General features: G+C 68.3%; 16 protein-coding genes. 6 read left to right on the forward strand and 10 right to left on the reverse strand.

Annotation, left to right across the window (positions count from 1 at the left end):
* The first annotated feature begins 153 nt into the window (after positions 1 to 153).
* The 3 genes from ACFOD4_RS14510 to ACFOD4_RS14520 all read left to right on the forward strand — a co-directional run bounded on the left by ACFOD4_RS14510 (position 154) and on the right by ACFOD4_RS14520 (position 3,882).
* Positions 154 to 1,575, forward strand: a complete 1,422-nt coding sequence (locus ACFOD4_RS14510; RefSeq protein WP_379597499.1) for an amidase — start codon at positions 154 to 156, stop codon at positions 1,573 to 1,575.
* A 319-nt stretch (positions 1,576 to 1,894) separates the two neighbouring features.
* Entirely contained in the window at positions 1,895 to 2,938 is a 1,044-nt protein-coding gene (locus tag ACFOD4_RS14515) for an ABC transporter ATP-binding protein (protein WP_379597501.1), read from the forward strand.
* Positions 2,935 to 3,882, forward strand: a complete 948-nt coding sequence (locus tag ACFOD4_RS14520; RefSeq protein WP_379597503.1) for an ABC transporter ATP-binding protein — start codon at positions 2,935 to 2,937, stop codon at positions 3,880 to 3,882. Before ACFOD4_RS14515 ends, ACFOD4_RS14520 begins: the two co-directional genes overlap by 4 nt.
* Here ACFOD4_RS14520 and ACFOD4_RS14525 read toward each other — a convergent pair.
* Complete coding sequence (locus ACFOD4_RS14525) at positions 3,867 to 4,343, reverse strand: response regulator (RefSeq protein ID WP_379597505.1); 477 nt, start codon at positions 4,341 to 4,343, stop codon at positions 3,867 to 3,869. The genes ACFOD4_RS14520 and ACFOD4_RS14525 overlap by 16 nt on opposite strands.
* Positions 4,344 to 4,494: 151 nt before the next feature.
* Here ACFOD4_RS14525 and ACFOD4_RS14530 point away from each other — a divergent pair, with 151 nt between their 5' ends.
* Positions 4,495 to 5,673, forward strand: a complete 1,179-nt coding sequence (locus tag ACFOD4_RS14530; protein WP_379597507.1) for a M20 family metallopeptidase — start codon at positions 4,495 to 4,497, stop codon at positions 5,671 to 5,673.
* Positions 5,674 to 5,834: 161 nt separating this feature from the next.
* A complete protein-coding gene (msrB, locus tag ACFOD4_RS14535; RefSeq protein WP_379597509.1) occupies positions 5,835 to 6,242 on the forward strand; it encodes a peptide-methionine (R)-S-oxide reductase MsrB in 408 nt (135 codons plus the stop codon).
* A 22-nt stretch (positions 6,243 to 6,264) separates the two neighbouring features.
* Here msrB and ACFOD4_RS14540 read toward each other — a convergent pair whose 3' ends face one another.
* The 6 genes from ACFOD4_RS14540 to ACFOD4_RS14565 form a co-directional block, all read right to left on the reverse strand.
* Positions 6,265 to 7,839 carry a hypothetical protein gene (locus ACFOD4_RS14540; RefSeq protein ID WP_379597511.1) on the reverse strand — a complete coding sequence of 525 codons (1,575 nt, stop codon included), beginning with the start codon at positions 7,837 to 7,839 and terminating at the stop codon, positions 6,265 to 6,267.
* A 138-nt stretch (positions 7,840 to 7,977) separates the two neighbouring features.
* Complete coding sequence (locus tag ACFOD4_RS14545) at positions 7,978 to 9,627, reverse strand: NAD(P)/FAD-dependent oxidoreductase (protein WP_379597513.1); 1,650 nt, start codon at positions 9,625 to 9,627, stop codon at positions 7,978 to 7,980.
* 289 nt (positions 9,628 to 9,916) lie between these two features.
* Complete coding sequence (locus tag ACFOD4_RS14550) at positions 9,917 to 11,080, reverse strand: DegT/DnrJ/EryC1/StrS family aminotransferase (protein WP_379597515.1); 1,164 nt, start codon at positions 11,078 to 11,080, stop codon at positions 9,917 to 9,919.
* A 21-nt stretch (positions 11,081 to 11,101) separates the two neighbouring features.
* Entirely contained in the window at positions 11,102 to 12,082 is a 981-nt protein-coding gene (locus ACFOD4_RS14555) for an NAD-dependent epimerase/dehydratase family protein (protein WP_379597517.1), read from the reverse strand.
* Positions 12,083 to 12,306: 224 nt separating this feature from the next.
* Entirely contained in the window at positions 12,307 to 13,620 is a 1,314-nt protein-coding gene (locus ACFOD4_RS14560) for a dicarboxylate/amino acid:cation symporter (RefSeq protein WP_379597519.1), read from the reverse strand.
* Between the two features lie 346 nt (positions 13,621 to 13,966).
* Positions 13,967 to 14,326 (reverse strand): RidA family protein, encoded by a 360-nt coding sequence (locus ACFOD4_RS14565; protein ID WP_379597521.1) that lies wholly within the window; start codon positions 14,324 to 14,326, stop codon positions 13,967 to 13,969.
* Between the two features lie 272 nt (positions 14,327 to 14,598).
* Between ACFOD4_RS14565 and ACFOD4_RS14570 the strand changes: the two genes are divergently transcribed.
* Positions 14,599 to 16,437, forward strand: coding sequence for an EAL domain-containing protein (locus tag ACFOD4_RS14570; protein WP_379597523.1), 1,839 nt, complete (start codon positions 14,599 to 14,601; stop codon positions 16,435 to 16,437).
* Here ACFOD4_RS14570 and ACFOD4_RS14575 read toward each other — a convergent pair.
* The 3 genes from ACFOD4_RS14575 to ACFOD4_RS14585 are packed head-to-tail and all read right to left on the reverse strand — an operon-like array spanning position 16,434 to position 18,185.
* Positions 16,434 to 17,306: a metal ABC transporter permease gene (locus tag ACFOD4_RS14575; RefSeq protein ID WP_379597525.1), complete on the reverse strand. Its 873-nt coding sequence runs from the start codon at positions 17,304 to 17,306 to the stop codon at positions 16,434 to 16,436. The two genes, ACFOD4_RS14570 and ACFOD4_RS14575, sit on opposite strands and share 4 nt — an antisense overlap.
* A 13-nt stretch (positions 17,307 to 17,319) precedes the next feature.
* Complete coding sequence (locus ACFOD4_RS14580) at positions 17,320 to 18,057, reverse strand: metal ABC transporter ATP-binding protein (protein ID WP_379597527.1); 738 nt, start codon at positions 18,055 to 18,057, stop codon at positions 17,320 to 17,322.
* Positions 18,054 to 18,185, reverse strand: a complete 132-nt coding sequence (locus ACFOD4_RS14585; protein WP_379597529.1) for a hypothetical protein — start codon at positions 18,183 to 18,185, stop codon at positions 18,054 to 18,056. The genes ACFOD4_RS14580 and ACFOD4_RS14585 overlap by 4 nt, the downstream gene beginning before the upstream one ends.
* Positions 18,186 to 18,271: the final 86 nt, after the last annotated feature.

An 18,271-nucleotide genomic window follows, 5' to 3' on the forward strand; every position in this document is an offset into this window, starting at 1 on the left:
GCCGTACAATTTACCAGGGCACCGGCGGATCGGTGGACAACCATTGGTGATCTGAGGCTTACATCACGCACGGCGGATGGAGGCAGGTAGCGCCACCGTCTTTCTTCCCGCCCACCAGCGGCGCAGATTGTTGCCCGTTCTGGAGTAGCCCGCATGTCCGATACCGACCCGGCCCTGATGTCGGCCGAAAGCCTTCTCGATCTTTACGCCAGCCGTCGCCTTTCGCCCGTGGAAGCCCTGCAAGCGATGCTGGAGCGGATCGCCCGCTACAACCCTTGGGTCAATGCCTTCGCCGTGCTGAACCCGAAGGCCCTGCAGCAGGCGGGCGAATCCTCCGCGCGCTGGGCTGCCGGCCGCCCGCTCGGCGCTCTCGACGGCGTGCCGGTGACGGTGAAGGATCTGCTGCACCTGCAGGGCTTTCCCACCAGACGCGGCAGCAAGACCACCGATGCCAGTCCCGCCGCCGAGGATGCGCCCGCGGTCCTGGGGCTGAAGGCCGCCGGCGCCGTGATCCTGGGCAAGACCACCACCACCGAGTTCGGCTGGAAAACGCCGGGCGACTGCCCGCTGCATGGCATCACCCGCAACGTTTGGAACCCCGAGCGCACCGTGGGCGGATCGTCCTCCGGTGCCGCAGCGGCCGGCGCGGCGGGCTTCGGACCGCTGCATATCGGCACGGATGCCGGCGGGTCGATCCGGATCCCGGCTGCGTTCTGCGGCTTGGTGGGCATGAAGCCTTCCTATGGCCGCGTCCCGCAATGGCCGCACAGCGCCTTCGGTCAGGTGTCCTGCGCCGGTCCGATGACGCGATCGGTACGCGACGCGGCACTGATGATGTCCGCCATGGCGCAGCCGGATCTTCGCGACCCCTTCTGCGTGCATGACACCCCGCGCGACTGGCGCGAGGGAGTCGAGGACGGGGTCGGGGGGCTGCGCGTGGCGGTGGTGCGGCGGCTGGGATACACCCCGCCCATCGATGCTGAAGGCGAGGCTGCCGTGCTGGCCGCGGCCCGCATCCTGTCCGAAGCGGGCGCGATCGTTGAGGATGCCGATCCTGAGCTTCCCGACACCCGCGCCATCTTCGGCCGCGTCTGGGGCGTGGCGCTGGCCCGGCTGGTGCGCACCATGCCTCCGGAAAAGCGCGCGCTGCTGGACCGCGGGCTTGACGAGGTGGCGGAGCGCGAGGGCGGCATGTCGGCCGTGGATTTCCTGGGCGCCGAGGCCCTGCGGGGCGAGGCGGCGCATGCCATGGCGCGCTTCCACCAGCGCTACGACCTGCTGCTCTGCCCGACCACACCGACCGCCGCCTTTGCTGCCGACACGCCGACCCTGAAGCCGACCGAAGCGCTGTGGCGCGACTGGGCGCCCTGGACCTTCACCTTCAATCTGACGCGCCAGCCAGCCATCTCCGTGCCCTTGGGGCTGGATGAGCACGGCATGCCGCGCGGCGTGCAGCTTGCCGCTGCGCAGCTCCGCGACGATCTGTGCTTCCGCGCCGCCCGGGTGATCGAACGGGCGGTAACACCGGCCATCGCGCAGCCCGAGGCTCAGGGCTGCGAGCATCACCACCACTGAACAAGGCATCGAGGGAAGCCGGGCTCCCTCGCATCCCCTTGCCAGGGCTCCAACTCCCCGATCCCGTTCAACCCGGATGCACCTGACAGGCTGGCGTACCGAGGACCGCCAGCCCTTTCGGCTTCACCATCCTCGCCTGCCAACCACAACGACCTGCGGCGCTTCAGCGTCGAGGGAGAAACCTCAGGCGGCCTGCGGGGATGCGGATCGGGGAAGCGGTGAAGTCTGTGCCGGAACAGCCGCGAAGCCTTTCCGTTGCATGGTCATGCGAATGACACTAAGAATCATTCTCATTAACCTGTGAAAGGAGCCCTGGTTCATGCCGCTCTTGCAAGTGCGGGATCTTGTGGTCCGCTTCGACACCGGAGAAGGCTCGGTGCACGCGGTCAACGGCGTCTCCTACGATCTGGAAGCGGGTGAGACGCTCGGCGTGGTGGGCGAGAGCGGCAGCGGCAAGAGCGTCCATGTGCTCTCCATGCTGGGGCTGATCCCCATGCCGCCCGGCCGCATCGCCGGCGGCAGCGTGCTGTTCGAGGGGCGCGACCTGCTGAAGCTGTCGGACCGAGAGCTGCGCCGCCTGCGCGGACGCGAGATCGGCATGATCTTCCAGGACCCGATGACTTCGCTGAACCCGGTTCTCTCAGTCAAAACCCAGATCACCGAGGCGCTGGTGACCCACCGGCTGATGTCCCGCAATGCTGCGAACAAGCGCGCGGTGGAGCTGCTGGACCTCGTCGGCATCCCCGACCCGCACAAGCGCGTCATGCAGTACCCGCACCAGTTCTCCGGCGGCATGCGGCAGCGGGTGATGATCGCCATCGGCATCGCCTGCGAGCCGAAGCTGCTGATCGCCGACGAGCCGACCACCGCGCTCGATGTGACCGTGCAGGGCCAGGTGCTCGACCTGATGCGCGACCTGAAGAAGAAGCTCGGCATGGCGATGATCTGGATCACCCACGACATGGGCGTGGTCGCCGGCATCGCCGACACGGTTCAGGTCATGTATGGCGGCCGCATCATGGAGCGCGGCCCGGTTCGCGCCGTCTTCAAGGACACGCGCAACGCCTATACCTGGGGGCTGCTGCGCTCCCTGCCCGACCATGAGATGCCGCTTCCCAAGGATGGCGAGCGTGCGGCCATCCCCGACGAGCCGGCCGAGCGGCAGCGGCTGGTGCAGATCCCGGGCTCACCGCCCGACATGTTCAACCCGCCGAAAGGCGATCCCTTCGCGCCGCGCAATATCTACGCCACCGAGCGTTGCCGCCAGGAAGTGCCGCCGCTGCTGCCGGCGCCGGACGGCGCGGCCGGCCACCTTGTCGCCGCCTGGTACGACCTTCGCACGCAGCGGGAGCATACCGCATGAACGAGCTTTCTCCTTCCGCCGCTCCTGCCGCAGCCCGCCTTCGTCGGGCACCGCCACTGCTCAGGGTGGAGAACCTGGTGAAGCATTTCGGCGTCGGCACCGATCTCCGGGGCCGCCCGACCCACACTGTGAAGGCGGTGGACGGCGTCTCCTTCGATGTTGCCCCGGGCGAGATCCTGGGCCTGGTTGGCGAATCAGGCTCCGGCAAGAGCACCACGGGGCGGCTGGTGCTGCGGCTGGAGAACCCGACCGAGGGCAGCATCCAGTTCGAAGGGCAGGAGATCACCCGTCTCAAGGGCAGCAACCTCACCGCCGTCCGCAAGAAGCTGCAGGTGGTGTTCCAGGACCCCTACTCTTCCCTCAACCCGCGCATGCGCGTCGGCGAAAGCGTCGGAGAACCCTTGCGCGTGCATGGCATGGTTCGCGGCAAGAACGAGCAACGCGACCGGGTCGCGGCACTGTTCCAGCGGGTGGGGCTGGATCCGCGCTTCATGGATCGCTTTCCGCACCAGTTCTCAGGCGGGCAGCGGCAGCGCATCGGCATCGCGCGAGCCATCGCGCTGGGGCCGAAGATGATCGTGGCGGATGAGCCGATCACCGCGCTCGACGTGTCGATCCAGGCGCAAATCATCAACCTGTTCCTGGATCTGCAGGAGGAGATGGGGATGAGCTACCTGTTCATCGCCCATGACCTCGGCATGGTGCGCTACCTCTGCCACAGGGTCGCTGTGATGCTGCGTGGGCGCATCGTGGAAATGGGACCAACGGCCTCCGTCTTTGCCAATCCGCAGCACGGCTACACCCGCGCGCTGATTTCGGCCGCGCCCATTCCTGATCCGGACCGCGAGGCAGCACGGCAGCGGCAGCCCTTCGATCCCAACACGGCGCCGCCTCCCGAAGCCCGCCTCACCGAGGTCGAGCAGGGGCACTACGCGCTGGTCTGACCGGTCCCCGCATCCTCGCGCGTTTGCTGCCGCAGCGCGCTGAGGGCGGCTTCCAACTGCCGCATCGCGTAGGGCTTGCCCAGAAAGCCGGTCCGCTTTGTAAGCTCCGCGGGCAGGTTCAGCTCGTCCTGCGCCTGCCCGGTGGTCAGCAGCACCGGCAAGCCGGGATGGCTCCGCCGCGCTTCCATGGCCAGGGCGACGCCGTTCATCCCAGGCAGGCGCAGATCCGTCAGCAGCAGAACCGGCGCGGGACCTTCGGCCAGCATGGCGAGGGCCTTCTCCGCCCGCGGCGCCAGCCGCGCCTCGAAACCCAGCATTTCAAGCATTTGAACCAAGTTGAGGCCGATCAGCGGATCGTCCTCCACCACCAGCACAGCGGCGTTCTGCGGCCAGCCGGTGCGGCCCTCGCTCTCCGGCTCGGCTGTGCCCCGGGCCGGGCTGTCGATGCTCTCGGAGGTCAAGTCCAGCGGCTCCTTTGTTGACCCATTCGGAAGAGGCGGTAACGGGGATCGCGCGTCCTGTCCATCACCTGCGTTGTGCTGCACCGCTTTCCCATCCGGGCCTGATCCGTCACCCTGCCCTGTCCCGAACCGACTCCGAGGAGAGCGCAGCATGGCCACTGGAAACCCCATCACTGAATGGCTCGCGACGCAGCAGGACGCCATGCTGGCCGAGCTGGAAGCCATGGTGAACATCGATGGCGGCAGCTATGACAAGGCGGGCGTCGACGCGGTCGGTGAGAGGGTCAGGAACTTCTGCGTCCGCCATGACATCCCGGTCGAGGTGGTTCCGGGCGAGAAGCATGGCGACTGCCTGCGGGCACTGGTGGGCGGCGGCGAGTCCACTACCAGCGGCAACAAGCGCCAGAACATCGTGCTGATGGGCCACCGCGACACGGTTTTCCCCAAGGGCGAGCCGCAACGCCGCCCCTTCGCTGTCAAGGACGGCATTGCCACCGGGCCAGGTGTCGCGGACATGAAGGCCGGGCTCGTGATGAACCTCTTCGTGCTCGCCGCCTTTCGCCAATTCGGCGGTGCGCCGGGGCCGCTGGTCGGGCTGTTCACGGGCGACGAGGAAATCGGCTCACCCGAGGGTCGTCCGGTGATCGAGCGCGAGGCGCGCGGCGCCCGGGTCGTGTTTAACTCGGAACCGGGCCGACCCTCCGGGAATGTGGTGACAGGCCGCAAGGGCGGCGTCTTCATGGTGTTCGACATCACCGGCAAGGCGGCGCATTCAGGCGGCAATTTCGAGGTCGGGGTCAGTGCCATTGGCGAGCTGGCGGCCAAGATCACTGCGATCCATGCCCTGACCGATATCCCGCGCGGCATCACCCTGAATGTGGGCCTGGTCTCCGGCGGACAGAGCGTCAACACCGTGGCGCCCTGGGCACAAGGCCAGATCGACCTGCGCTACATCCACCCTGAGGACCGTGACGAAGTAATGGGCAAGATCCACGCCATCGTCGAAAAGAGCTTCGTTCCCGGCACCAGTGCCACCCTTTCCATTAAGGGCGAGTTCCTGCCGCTGGCACAGAACCCCGGCACGGAGGCGGTGTTCGCAGCCTACAAGCAGGCCGCTGCCGAGTTTGGTCTGCAAACCGAGGGCGAGTTCGCGGGCGGCTGCGCCGATAGCGGCTTCACCGCTGCCCAAGGCGCGCCGACACTCTGCGCCGTGGGCCCCGTTGGCGGCCGCGCGCACAGCCCCGAGGAGTATCTGGAGGTGACTTCTCTGGTTCCTCGCGCGCAGGCCCTGGCGCGGGCCATCCTGAGACTGGATGACGCCGGACTCTGAAGCGAAGGCACAAGAAGGAGCATTGCGGCGGCAGAGCTTCAGAACGCCGGGACCGGGCCGAAAGCTGCCGTCTTCGGGGGTGGAGGGGGTCCGCAGCCTGCCCCCTCCCGCCGGCCGAGCGGCCACCCCATATCCGGCGTGAACCCGCTTTGGAGGCCCGCATGAACGTCGCCGAGAAGACGTATCCCTTCACCCTCAGTGATGCCGAATGGCGGCAGAAGCTGACGCCCGAGCAGTACGAGGTGATGCGTCGCCACGCGACGGAGCGCCCCGGAAGCTGCGCCCTCCTGAATGAGAAGCGGCAGGGTAGTTTTTCTTGCGCAGGCTGCGGACAGCCGCTCTTCGCATCAGGCGGCAAGTTCGAGAGCGGCACGGGCTGGCCGAGCTTCGGCGCGCCGATCGAGGGCGCGGTCGGCACCACCACCGACCGCAGCTACGGCATGATCCGGACCGAGGTGCATTGCAGCCAGTGCGGCAGCCATCTCGGCCACGTCTTCCCGGACGGGCCGCCGCCGACTGGGCTGCGCTACTGCATCAACGGGGTGGCGATGGATTTCCACCCGGATTGATCGGCCGGCAGGCCGGTGCGGCTCAGCCGAGCCCTGCCGGTGCGCCGCAGCCCTCGCCCTGGCGGCGATAAACCTGCAACCCGTCCACCACGGCGATCTGCCGGTAGCGGGCCCAGACTGCGGCAAAGCCGGGGTTGGCCTGGGACAGGATCGCCGGGTAGTTCATGGCCTCGCCGCGCCGGTCCACCACCACCAGGTCCGGGCAGCCTTCCATGAAGTCCTGAACCACCCAGTGACGGATCGGCCATTCTTCCGGCGCAACTCCGTCGCGCTGCGCCTTCCACATCTCGCCACGCAGCGCCCACATGCTGTCGAAGCGAGAGGCCCAGGTGACGCCGGTGTTGTTCACCACTGGAAAGCCGAGCCCGATCCACTCGGAAAAGGCGACGTAGGACCGTACCTTCTCCCGCCGGATCAGGCGCTCAAGCCGCACCTCGGTGGTGGTGTCGGGCTCGGCGGCGAGAACAAGCCGGCCATAGAAACGTTGCGAGGTATCCTGCGCGTAAACCAACAGGGGCAGCAGGGCCAGCGCCATCATCGGCCGGCGCAGGCGAACTTCCCCCTTGTGATGCAGCACAGCGTCGGCGCACCAGAAGAACAGGCAGAACACCACCATCATCAGCGCCGGGATGCGGTGGTAGAACCAGTTCTTGCCGTCCAGAAACATCGCCACCGTGGCCGCGAACGCGAAGCCCGTCAGCACCAGCATGACGCCGAAGGCCGGCGTGCGGCGCGGCGTCCACCAGGTCAGCAGGGCACAGACCAGGAGGCCGAGCATCAGAGCCCAGCTCTCGGCCGCAATCTGCCAGAACCCGGTATCGGTGCCGCCGTAAAGGGTCAGCGCCAGCGGAATGGCGCGCTCGATAAAGGCCGGGTACCAGATGAAGATGCTGAGGATGTAGAGCCCTGCAGCCAGCCCCGCCGCCAGCGGCGCCAGGCGGATGCGGAAGCCGCGATGCAGCCACAGGCACAGCTCCGCCACCGCGATGCCCAACAGGTAGCGCGGCTTCAGCGCGCAGCCGAGGCCGGCCAGCACTCCGCCCCCCGCCGAAAGCAGCGGGCTCACCGGCAAGCCGCCCATCACGCGGATCAGCATGGCGAGGTACGGAAGCACCGAGATGACCAGCAGGTGCTCCCGCTGACCGAATTCCACACCCGGCATCAGCAGCAGCACGCAGGAAATGGCGGTGAACACCGGCACCTTCCGCTCGAAAACCGGGCCGGTGCCCTGCAGCAGCCTGGCGCTCGCCCAGGCCGAGCCCAGCGCTGCCGCAGCGAAAAGTGGAATGGCCACCTGCTTGGCGGTGGTGCCCAGCACGTCCCCGATCAGCACGGGAATGGCGCTGATCCAGACGATCAGCGGCGGATTGACCTCGACGATGTCGACATAGAGTTCTTCGCCGCGCAGCCATTGCCGCGCGACCCAGATGAGCCAAGCCAGGTCGTCCTTCATCGGGGCGCGCAGCAGCGCGAACATCACGACCAGAACGGTTGCCGCCACGACGCCGAGGCAGGCAGCGTTGACCAGGCGGCCGGCACCGAGGCGGCCGCGACCGGGGAGGATGCCTTGCGGCTCCCCGGGGAAGCTATAGCTCACTCGAAGTAACCCCCTGACCCGGCCTCGTCCGCTCTGCGGCCAGAAGCCTCGTTTGTTTCCCGACTGTAACACCCTGCCACCGCATCGTGGTGGGATTACGGCGATGATTGCCTTAAATTCCGCAGAACGTCTCGAAAATCATGCAGCCCGCGCAGTTGTGTGTTCCATACCCAGCAGACTGCGCGCGACGGCCTCGGCCGTCTTGATGCCGTCCACCCCAGCCGAGAGGATGCCGCCGGCATAGCCCGCACCTTCGCCAGCCGGGAACAGGCCGCGGGTGTTCAGGCTGTGCCCGTCTGCGCCGCGCTTAACCCGGACCGGCGAGGAGGTGCGGGTTTCGAGCCCAGTCATCACGGCGTCAGGGCGGGCATAGCCGCGCAACTGGCGGTCGAAAGCGGGGATGGCCTCGCGGATCGCCTCCACGGCGTATCCTGGCAGCAGGGCGCCAAGATCAGTGAGGGTAACCCCCGGCTTGTAGGAAGGGATGACCTCGCCGAGTGCATATGACGGCCGGCCCTCCAGAAAGTCCCCGACCAACTGCGCGGGTGCCCGATAATCGCCTCCGCCGGCCCGGAAGGCCGCCTCCTCCAGCCGGCGCTGCAGTTCAATGCCCGCCAAGGATCCAGCATCCGCGCCGCCCGGGTAGTCACGCGGCTCGATGCCCACCACCAGCGCGGCGTTGGCGTTGCGTTCAGCGCGCGAATACTGGCTCATCCCGTTGGTGACGACGCGGCCGGGTTCCGAGGCCGCGGCCACCACCGTGCCGCCAGGACACATGCAGAAGCTATAGACGGTGCGTCCGTTCTTCGCATGGTGCACCAGCTTGTAGTCGGCGGCGCCCAGCGTCTTGTTGCCGGCGAAGTCGCCGAAGCGGCAACGATCGATCATGCCCTGCGGGTGCTCGATCCTCATGCCTACCGAGAAGGGCTTGGCTTCCAGATAGACCCCGCGCTTCGCCAGCATCGTAACGGTGTCGCGCGCGCTGTGGCCAATGGCCAGCACCACATGGTCGGCCTCGATGACCTTGCCGTCTTCCAGGGCCACGCCACAGACCTGCCGAGCGCCTTCGCGCGTCTCGATCAGCAGGTCCGTCACCTTGGACGAGAAGCGGTACTCGCCGCCCAGCGCCTCGATGCTGGCGCGCATGTGCTCCACCATGGTGACCAGGCGGAAGGTGCCGATATGGGGCTTGGAAACAGAAAGGATCTCTTCCGGCGCACCGGCACGGACGAACTCCTCAAGCACCTTGCGGCCGTGATGCTGCGGGTCCTTGATCTGGCTGTAGAGCTTGCCGTCCGAGAAGGTGCCGGCCCCACCCTCGCCGAACTGCACGTTGGATTCGGGATTGAGCTCGGAGCGGCGCCACAATCCCCAGGTGTCCTTGGTGCGCTCGCGCACCACCTTGCCGCGCTCCAGGATGATGGGACGGAAACCCATCTGCGCCAGCACCAGCCCCGCCAGCAGACCGCAGGGTCCGGCGCCGATCACCAGTGGCCGTCGTGTCTCGTCCGGCGTGGCGTGGCCGACAAAGCGGTAGGTCGTGTCCGGCGAACGGCCGACATGCGGATCCTGCGTGAAGCGGGCCAAAACGGCAGCCTCGTTCCGCACCGTCAGGTCCAGCGTGTAGATCAGCAGGATGGCCGACTTTTTCCGCGCATCGTAGCCACGCCGGAAAACGCGCAGGTCCAGAAGGTCGGCCTCAGGGATGCCGAGCCGGGCGAGCACGGCTGCCGGCAGCGCCTCCGACGAATGGTCGAGCGGCAGTTTCAATTCGGTCAGGCGCAGCATGCAGGGATCACCTCAGGGGGCGGGGTCGATCCGCCAAAAAGGGAAACCGGGATGGGCGATGCTATAAACCGGAAGTCGGACATGCCGCCATGCAAAGGCGAAGGACCTGCCTCTCGGCGGCCCGCCCCCGTTTACCCGGCCACCAGAGGGACACCGCTCAGCGACACTGGTGACGCGGTTCCGAAGCCCGCCCCGGCACGGCTCCCCCCGGATCGAGGAGCAAGCGAGGTGCGCGGGGACCGCGCCAAGGACGCTGGAGGAGGCCGTGCCCTCTCGGGAGACCCGTTGCCTACCGCACCTCCTGCCGCAGGGCTGCGCAAACCTGCTCCACCTGCGCATCCGTCAGCTCCGGAAAGATCGGCAGGCTCAGTACCTCGCGCACCGCCAACTCCGTTTCGGCGCAGGCGGCCGGGCCCAGCGGCGTGCGGTCACGGTAGGCATCCTGCTGGTGCACGGCCGCCGGGTAATGGATGGCGGTGGCGACGCCATGCGTCCGCAGCCGCTCGGACAGCGCATCGCGCTCCGTGCTGCGGATCACGTACTGGTGGTACACGTGCTCCACATCGCCCTGCCGTACAGGCGGCGCGATCGGACCACCAGCAAGCGCCGCGTCATAGGCGGCTGCGATTTGCCGACGGCGGGCATTGGCGGCATTCAGCAGCGGCAGCCGCACCCGCAGAATGGCGGCCTGCATCTCGTCCAGCCGGGAATTCACCCCCACCGCATCGGACATGTAGCGGCGCTTCCATCCATATTGCCGGATGGCGGCGATGCGCTCGGCCAGTTCCTCGTCATCCGTGCTGAGCACACCGGCATCGCCGAGAGCGCCGAGATTCTTCGTCGGGTAGAGGCTGAAGGCAGCGGCATCGCCGAAGCGTCCGACCTTGGTGCCGCCCAGCAGAGCGCCATGTGCCTGGGCGCAGTCCTCGATCACGGCAACCCCCGCCGCGCGGCAGGCGGCCATCATGGGCGTGAGATCGCAAGGATGGCCGTAGAGATGCACGGGGATCACCGCGCGGATCGGCGGCAGGCCCGGCGGCGGATCCTCCAGCACGGCCACCAGCTCGTCCGGGTCCATGGTGAAGGTGTCGGGATCAATGTCGAGCAGCAGCGGCGTGGCGCCCACCATCTCGATGGCGGCCACGGTCGCGACGGCGGTGTGCGACACTGTGGCCACCGTCATGCCCGGCCCGATGCCGAGGCCGCGCAGGATCAGCATCAGCGCATCGGTACCGTTGGCGCAGCCGATGGCGCGCTTCTGGCCCATCCACTGCGCGTATTCGCGCTCGAAGGCGGCACATTCGCCGCCCAGGATATACCAGCCGGAGGTGAGCACGCGCTCAACCGCGGCGTCGATGGCCGGGCGCTGTGCCCGGTAGGCGGCCCCCAGATCGGCCTGCGGCACGGTGGCTGGCGGGGCGGTCACGGGAACGGTCATCGCGGGCGCGTCCATCGGCCCTTCTCCTGAAGCGTGTCAGAGATACTGGTTGAGGCGGGGGCGCAGCCAGTCGAGGCTGGCGCGCAACCCCTCCTCCAGGCTGACGCGCGGTGACCATCCCGTGGCGGCGCGAAAGGCGTCGTCCCGGGCGTGGAAGCTGCCAATGTCGATAGGGGCGCGGTCGGCGGGGAACTGCTTCACCGCGAAGCCGCCACCGCCATTCGCCGCCACCGCCGCCTCGGCCAGCTGCAGCAGCGAGACAGGCGGGGCACCACCGATGTTGAAGGCCTGGCCTGCGCAGGCCGGCGTCTCGGCGGCGGCAAGGAAGGCGGCCACCACATCGTCGAGGTAGGCGAGATCGCGCAGCTGCTCGCCGCCCCAAACCTCGAAGGGCTGGCCCTCCAGCAGGCGGCGGAACCAGATGCCAAGGAAGGTCTGCCGCGCATCCTTCACCCGCAGGCGCGGACCATAGCAATTGGTCAGGCGCAGCGAGACCACGGGGCGGCCATGCACCCGCCCCTCCATCAGCCAGTACTGCTCGCCGGCCAGCTTCGAGACACCGTTCGGGTCCGGCGGCGCCAAGGGATGCGCCTCGTCCACCGGCAGGTAGCGGGGACGGCCATAGAATTGCCGGGTGGAGGCATGCACCACCGTCGCCCCCGGCGAGCCTGCGCGGAGTGCGGCCATCAGCCGCAGCTGGGCGGTGGCGTTGATGGCCAGATCGGTGAACGGGTCGGCCAAGCTGCCGGCATGGCTGGTCTGCCCGGCCATGTTGAACACCGCGTCCAGACCTTCGGTCATCGGCTCCAGCGCAGCTTCCCGGAGATCGGCCGTAATCAGCCGCGCACCGCTGCCTTCCAGATTGGCGGGGCTGGCGCCGCCTTCGGGCAGCATGGCGTCGATCGCCGTGACCTCGGCGCCCTGCGCACTAAGGGCGTGGCACAGGCCGCTGCCCAGAAAGCCCGCGCCTCCCGTCACCAGGACGCGCTTGCCGCGCCAGAACTCCGGGCGGCTCACGCTGAGGCACTCACGCGGATGAAGGCACTGATCATGACACGCTTTTTCTCAGGACGTCCTACCAAGCTGGCCCGGCTTTGCGGCGGAACCGGGGCCGATGCGCGGCAGGCGCGTGGCGGATCCGGCCCTAGGGCCCGTTCACGCCAGAATGCACGGTCACAAGATCGAAATGAAGCGCAATCACGCGAATGAGAGCAGAATAGCGCAGGTCGTGCCTTGAAAGGCTATTCCGCAGCGCTCCGGGCCGGCGCTGGCGCCGCATCCTCGCTGACATGGGTGCTCGGACCGCGTGCCAGCTCGCTGCGAAGCTGCTCGGGATGCAGCTCCCCTTCCCAGCGGCTGATGGCGACGCAGGCCACGCCATTGCCCACCAGGTTGGTCAGCGCCCGGCACTCGCTCATGAACTTGTCGATCCCGATCAACACCGCCAAAGCCTGGATCGGGATGTCCGGGATCACCGACAAGGTCGCCGCCAGGGTGATGAACCCCGCACCCGTCACGCCCGAGGCGCCCTTGGAGGTCAGCATGGCCACCAGCAGGATGGTCAGCTCCTGCCCCAGCGTCAGCGGCGTGTTGGTGGCGTAGGCCAGGAACATCGTCGCCAGCGTCATGTAGATGTTGGTGCCGTCCAGGTTGAAGCTGTAGCCCAGCGGCACGGTCAGCCCGACCACGTTGGGCGAGCAGCCGAGCCGCTCCATTTTGCGCATGATCTGCGGCAGCACGCTCTCGCTCGACGAGGTGCCGAGCACGATCAGCAGTTCCTCCCGGATGTAGTTCACGAAGCGGATGATGGAGAAGCCGCAGAAGCGGGCAATGGACCCCAGCACCAGCAGAACAAAGAGGATGGAGGTCAGATAGAAGGTCGCCACCAGCTCGCCCAGCCGCAGCAGGCTTTCCACGCCGTACTGGCCGATGGTGAAGGCCATGGCACCGAAGGCACCAACCGGCGCCGCCTTCACCACGATGCCCACGATGCCAAAGAAGATGGCGGCGAGCTGGTCCACCACATGCGAGGCCCCGATCCGGGCGCGCTCCGGCAGGCCGTTGATGGCGAAGCCCGCAAGCACGGCGATGAACAGCACCTGCAGCAGGTCGCCGCCCACGAAGGCGCCGAAGAAGGTGTCGGGGATGATGTTCATCAGGTGCGCGGTGACGCTGTCGCCATGCGCCTTCTGGGTGAAGCCCTGGATCGCTCCGGCATCCAGCGCCGCGACGTCGATGTTGAAGCCCGCGCCGGTGTGGAACACCTTGGCCACGATCAGCCCAAGCGCCAGGGCAAAGGTGGAAACCACCTCGAAGTAGAAGATCGCCTTGATGCCGACGCGGCCGATCTTGCTGGCCTCGCGCACGCTGGCAATGCCGTGCACCACGGTGCAGAACACCACCGGCGCGATCACCACCTTGATCAGCTTCACGAAGCCGTCGCCGAGCGGCTTCAGCGAGGCACCCGTCTGCGGCCACACGGCGCCGACCACAACGCCCAGAACAATGGCGATCAACACCTGCACGTAGAGCAGGCGATACCAACGCGTCTTCACGGTTACCGTCCTTCCGTCGGGTCGGTGCCGCCGACACGGCGCGGGGTCCGCAGCAGGCGCTTTGCGCCGGTCGGGCCGGGCGCCGGGGCCGCAACGGCACCAGCCTGTCACGCAGGCGACCCACCATGCCCCTCTCCGGCAGGAGAGGCGCAGGGGGGCCAGCCCTCGCCGCGCTGCCTAGCGCCTGCGTCGCCCCCGCAACATGGGCACTCCACGGACAAGGCAGGCGCGGCAGGTGAGAAGGCTCGGAATTCTGTGTATTATAAAGGACTTGGCCCGAGATGGCCGGCGCATGAAAACGTGGCCACCTGCCCTTTGCGGGCCAGACGCCCCCGCGGCGGGTTGCTCAGCGCGGCGCCAACGCGGTGCCGGTGATCTCCACCTTCCAGCGCGGGTCCACCAGCGGTGCCTGGATCGTCATGCGCGCCGGCTTGTGGGCCGGGTCGAGCCACCGGTCCCAGGCCCGGTTCATGGCGGGCGCATCGGCGATGTCCGCCAGCACGATGTTGACCTGCAGCAGGGCACGCTTGTCGGTGCCGGCCTCGGCCAGCAGCGCGTCGATCTGCGCCAGGATGTCCGCGGTCTGACCCTCGGCATCCAGGCTGGCATCATCGGCCACTTGTCCGGCCAGGAAGACGAAGCCGCCGGCAACGGTGGCGCCGCAGAGGCGCTGCTCCTCGGCCAGTCGGCGGATGGTGCTGAACATGGGGACCTCCTCGGTTGAACGGGGAGCAAACTGGCACAGGCCAGGCATAGCGGCGAGGTCTCCCGGTTTCACCCGGCCTTGCCGCAAGCGTGGCCATGGCCGATCATGAAGATGCGATGACAGCGCGATTGGTGTCACAACAACGGTGGCGGGAAAAGCCTCGCGAGCCTTAACCCTTTAGGTGTGAGCCCGCATCCCTGACCGTGGGTCGGCCTTTCACCCTGCCGATAAGTCGCGCGGGGATCTGTCGCGTGTCGAAGGAATGGGGTCCCATGTCTGCAGAACTGCCGGTGGAGCTGACAAGGCCCGGCGCCCACCGCGCACAGCTGGCCTTCCTTGCCGATGCGGACGGTGCCGTGTCCTGCGCCCTTCAGCCCATCGTGGAAACCAACACCGGCCGACTGCATGGCTTCGAGGCGCTGCTGCGCGGCCATGACCGGATGGGCGCGGCAAACCCGGTGGAGTTGTTCGACCGCGCCGCCGGGCTCGGCATCCTGGCGGAGTTCGAGGCCCTGGTGCAGCGACGCGCCCTGGCAGCCTTCGTGCCCCTGCGCGGTAGCGGCATGACCGGGCCGCTGCTGTTTCTCAACATTGATCCCCGCATGCCTCCCGCATCGGCGTTGCAGAGCCTGTCGGAGCGGGTCGTCGCGGCTGGCTTGCCGGCCGCCTCGGTCTGCGTGGAAATTTCCGAGCGGCTGGAAGACTTGGCCGAATCAGAACTGGCCGCCGCGCTGCGCCGCCTGCAGGACCAGGGTCACCGCGTGGCCATTGACGATTTCGGCAGCGGCGCCTCGAGGTTGGGCATGCTGGCGGAAGGGCAGGCCGATTACGTCAAGATCGACCAGCGCTTCATCAGCGGCCTGGGCGAAGATCCACGGCGGCAGCTCATCGTGTCCGGCATCGCCGCCATGGCGCGGCGCCTGGGGCTCCGGGTGGTTGCGGAGGGCGTGGAGAACCGGGCCGAATACCTCGCCTGCTGCGCCGCGGGGTGCGATCTGGTTCAGGGCTATTTCATCGCCCGGCCCGCCCTGCCCTCCGGTGCTTTGCCGGGCGGAGTGGAAATCAGCTTTCCGCACCTGCCCCAGCCGGGAGGGCAAAGCAGCGGCCCCGCCGCCGGCCGGCCGCAGGACGCGGCGCAGCTTCTCGCCGCCGCCGAGCGGCTGGAGCCGGTGCGCGAGGATGTGGACGCCGAGACGCTGTTCGCGCTGTTCCGCAACAATCCGGAGCTGGACGTCTATCCGGTGGTCACGGCCGGGATGATCCCCTGTGGGCTGGTGCATGAACGGACGTTGCGGGAATACGTGTACTCCCCCTTCGGCCGCTCACTGCTGCAGAACCCCGCGCTCCGCTTTTCCGCTGGGCGCTTTGCACGCCCCTGCCCGGTGGTGGAGGCCGATGCCGGCGCGGACCGGGCTTTGGAGGCCTTCGCCGCCGCGCCGCAGGCGGCGGGCGTGATCCTGACGCGCGGCAATCGGTATCTCGGCGTGCTGTCGGCCCAGGCGCTGCTCTCCGTGCTGCACGAGCGGCGGCTGCGCCAAGCGCGGGACCAGAGCCCGCTGACCGGCCTGCCGGGGAACCACTCGATTGCGGCGCGGGTGGAAACGCTGGCCCTGGCCGCGCCGCACCGGCGTCACCTCTGCTACTTCGACCTCGACAACTTCAAGGCGTTCAACGACCGCTACGGCTTCCGCCGCGGCGACCGCGCCATTGAATTGCTGGCCGAACATTTGCGCCGCGGCTTTCCTGAAAGCGACACGTTTCTCGGCCATGTCGGCGGCGACGACTTCTTCGCCGGGCTAGAGCGGCTGGAAGGCACCGCGTTGCGGAACCGCCTGACGGCGCTCCTGCAGGGTTTCGCGACGGAAGCCGCCGGGTTGCACGACACCGCCGACCGGATCGCAGGCGGAATCCACGGGCATGACCGGTCGGGCGCCGCGCGCTTCTTTCCGCTGCTGCGCTGCTCGGTCGCCACCCTGGAGCTGCCTGCCGGCGGAACCGATGCGGATCCGGAGGCGCTGACCAGCGCTGTGGCGGCGCTGAAAGCGGCGGCCAAGGCCTCGCCGGACGGGCTGGCCTGGCGGTGCCAGAGCGATGGCGACGCGGGAGCCTAGCGCGCCAGATGCGGCCGGCGCATCAGCCGCACCGCCAGCCCGTCCACCGGCCCGGCCAGAAGCGAGACAACCCAGAGCAAGCCGGCCACCAGAACAATCGCGGGGCCGCTTGGCAGGTCGAGGTGAAAGGATAGCAGCAATCCGGCCAGGCTGGAGGCCAGCGCCATGGCAACGGCCGCATAGGTCATGCCGCCCAGGCTCCGTGCCCAGTGCCGCGCCGCCACGGCCGGCAGCATCATCAGGCCAACTGCCATCAATGTTCCCAGGGCCTGGAAAGCCGCCAGCACATTGAGCACGACCAGGCCCAGAAAAACCATGTGCCACGCCGCACCGCGCGCCCCGGCTGCGGCGGCAAAGCCGGGATCGAAGCATTCCAGCGCCAGCGGCCGCCAGGCGAAGGCCAGGGCGACCAGCGTCAGGCTGGCCACGCCCGCCATCAGAAACAATGCCGGATCGTCCACCCCCAGAACGCTGCCGAACAGAAAGTGCGAAAGCTCCACCGATCCGGCTCGCGTGGAGATCATGGTGACCCCCAGCGCCAGGGCTACGAGGTAAAGCGCGGCCAGCGCTGCGTCCTCCCGCCCGCCGGTGGCCCGGCTGATGGCGCCGGCGCCCAATCCGACCACCAGCCCCGCCGCCAGCCCGCCTAGAGACATCGCCGTGACCGACAGGCCCGCCACCAGGAAGCCCGCGGCAATGCCGGGCAGAATTCCGTGCGCCAGCACGTCGGCGGTCAGGCTCATGCGCCGCAGCATCAGGAAGAGGCCCAGCGGCGGCGCCGCCAGAGACAGCGCCAGGCAGCCGACGAGGGCCCGGCGCATAAAGCCGAACTCGGCAAAGGGCCCCCAGAGCAGGTCAAGCATGGCCATGCGACGCCCGGATTCACGCTGCCCGATCGCAGGCGGGGGCGGCTTCGTCCCACGCCTCTGACATCATGCGCGCCCGCAGTCGATTGGCCGCGGACAACACTTCCGCGGTCGGACCCCAGCCCACAGGCTCGCGCGCCAGCAGAAGGGTCTCGGGGAATTCGGCGCGGATCAGGTCCAGGTCGTGAAGCACCGCCAGCACCGTCCGCCCTTCCCCGTGCCAGCGTCGCACCAGCGCCAGCAGGTCGGTGGCGGTGCGCGCATCCACCGCGTTGAACGGCTCGTCCAGCAGGATCACCGGCGCGTCCTGCACCAACAGCCGAGCGAACAGCACGCGCTGGAATTGCCCGGCGGAAAGGCTGCCGACCGGCCGGCGGCCAAAGCCGTCCAGCCCCACGGTGGCGAGCGCGGCCTCGGATTGATGCCGCTCGGCCGGGCGCAGCGCCCGGAAGGCTCCGGCCCGCGGCCAATGGCCGAGCTGCACCACATCAAGGCAGGAAACGGGGAACTGCCGGTCCATTGCCGCCGCCTGGGGCAGCAGGGCCATGGCGCCGCGAGGTGCGTGGAGGCAGCCCTCCTGCACCTTGTGCAGTCCGGCGATGGCCCGCAGCAGGGTGGATTTGCCGGCGCCGTTGGGGCCGGCGATCGCCGTCAGGCTGCCGGGGGCGAACACGCCCGACACATGGTGCACCGCCGGATGCCGCCCATGCGTCAGCGTCACGTTGCTAAGGGTGATGGGGGCATTGACGCTCATGCCGCGAGCGCCCATGCGACGCCGCCCCACAGCGCAGCCAACAGCAACGCGGCCAGCGCCAGCCGCGACCCGGCGCCGGCCGCCAGGACCAGGGGATCGCGAAGTGAAAAGCCGGGACGGATGCTCATGGCGATATGAAATAACATACGCCGGGCGCGGCTCAAGCATCCCGCCCGCATGGCTGACGCGGCTTTTTCACGCTCGCACGCTCCCA

Origin of the sequence: Teichococcus globiformis, assembly GCF_042646265.1 — a bacterium.
Classification (GTDB): domain Bacteria; phylum Pseudomonadota; class Alphaproteobacteria; order Acetobacterales; family Acetobacteraceae; genus Pseudoroseomonas; species Pseudoroseomonas globiformis.